This is a genomic window from Anaerosolibacter carboniphilus (assembly GCF_014205875.1).
Lineage (GTDB): Bacteria > Bacillota > Clostridia > Peptostreptococcales > Thermotaleaceae > Anaerosolibacter > Anaerosolibacter carboniphilus.
In genome coordinates this window covers 1-1,715 of sequence record NZ_JACHEN010000071.1, presented here as the reverse complement: position 1 = coordinate 1,715, position 1,715 = coordinate 1, and the positions used below count along the sequence as shown (strand labels likewise).

Annotated in this window: 2 protein-coding genes; both read left to right on the top strand. The window is 36.2% G+C overall.

Annotated elements, in window-relative coordinates:
- The first annotated feature begins 66 nt into the window (after positions 1 to 66).
- The gene (locus HNQ80_RS25500) at positions 67 to 750 is read left to right on the top strand and encodes a helix-turn-helix domain-containing protein (RefSeq protein WP_184314081.1); all 684 of its coding nucleotides are present in this window, start codon (positions 67 to 69) and stop codon (positions 748 to 750) included.
- Positions 751 to 788: 38 nt separating this feature from the next.
- The gene (locus HNQ80_RS25495; RefSeq protein ID WP_243183577.1) at positions 789 to 1,640 is read left to right on the top strand and encodes an IS3 family transposase; all 852 of its coding nucleotides are present in this window, start codon (positions 789 to 791) and stop codon (positions 1,638 to 1,640) included.
- Positions 1,641 to 1,715 lie beyond the last annotated feature (75 nt).

Genomic DNA, 1,715 nt, shown 5'->3' with positions numbered 1-1,715 from the left:
TGATATGCTCCCCTTATAGTAGACAGTTAAAATAATATTACTGTTTAATATGAGGGGAGCTTTACTATGGGAAGAAAATCTGATGTATTGCCTGAAATAAAAAGAGCAGCTGTTGAAGAGTATTTGAAGGGTGAAAAGAGCGTTGTAGAAATATGTAATGAACTATCAGTTGGTAAGACTACCGTTAGAGAATGGATTAAGATTTATCAAAAACAGGGAGAAATGGGACTATTGCCTACGATAAGAAATAATTCCTATTCTAAGGAACTAAAAATTAAAGCTGTAGAAGAATACTTAGTAGGAAACGATTCCTTGTTAGAGATTAGCATGAAATATGGATTGCGTTCAAAGAAGCAACTCCAAAACTGGATTATGAAGTATAATAGTCATGAAGAGATTAAATCATCGGGAGCAGGGGGAAATCTAATCATGGCTAAAGGAAGAACAACAACCTTAGAAGAGCGAATTGCTGTTGTTGAGTATTGCATAGAAAATGGTAAGAATTATAATGAAACAGCCAGAAAATATCAGGTTTCATACCAGCAAGTACGCAGCTGGGTAAACAAATTCGAAGAATCGGGAGTAGATGAACTTTTAGATCGCAGAGGGAAACGCAAGTCAGAAGATCAACTCACGGAAGTTGAGAAACTTAAAGCAGAAATGAAACTATTAGAAGCCAGAAATAAGCGTTTAGAAATGGAAAATGCGCTATTAAAAAAGTTGGAAGAAATCGAAAGGAGGCGAGGTTAAATCTTATCAAACATGAGCATAAATACCTTGCCATTCAGATGATATCTTCAGAAAAAGGCTATCCAATATCGACTCTTTGTGAAATCTTAGAGATTAGTCGCTCAGCGTATCATAAATGGCTTCGCCGAGACAAAAGCCAAAATGAGCTAGAAAATGAACATCTCTTAAAGCTTGTTATGGAGGCATATGAAGAAAGAAATGGCATACTTGGCTACCGCCAGATGACACTTAAAATTCGTCGTGAACATAACATAATCGTCAATCATAAAAGAATATATCGTATTATGCGTAGCATAGGGCTGAAGTCTGTATGTCGTAGAAAAAGAAGAAACTATATCCAATCTACCCCTGAGATTACAGCTGAAAATGTTTTAAACAGAGACTTTATTGCAAGTAAAATCCATGAAAAATGGCTTGCCGATGTTACAGAATTCAAATATGATGACGGAAAGAAAGCATACTTGAGTGCCATTTTAGATCTTGGAGATAAGAGCATTATATCTTACGTCATTGGCAAATCAAACAACAATGTGCTTGTATTTGAAACCTTCGATAAAGCTATTAAAAAATACCCTAATGCAAAACCTATTTTCCATAGCGATCGTGGTTTTCAATATACTAACAAGGTATTCAAGAAAAAGCTTGATGAAGCCGGAATGACTCAAAGTATGTCCCGTGTTGGGCGCTGTATTGACAATGGACCTATGGAAGGGTTCTGGGGGATTTTAAAATCCGAAATGTATCATCTTCAAAAATTTGCTGATTATGAAAGTCTCAAGCGTGCTATTGAAGAGTATATCGACTACTACAACACAAGCCGTTATCAGAAACGACTGGAATGCATGACACCACTAGAGTATCGTAATTATCTATCAAAGCTAGTTGCATAAATATAGCGCCAATCAATGGATTGACGCTACACATTTTTAATTATTTCCACTGTCTACTTGACAGGGGGCAGTTCA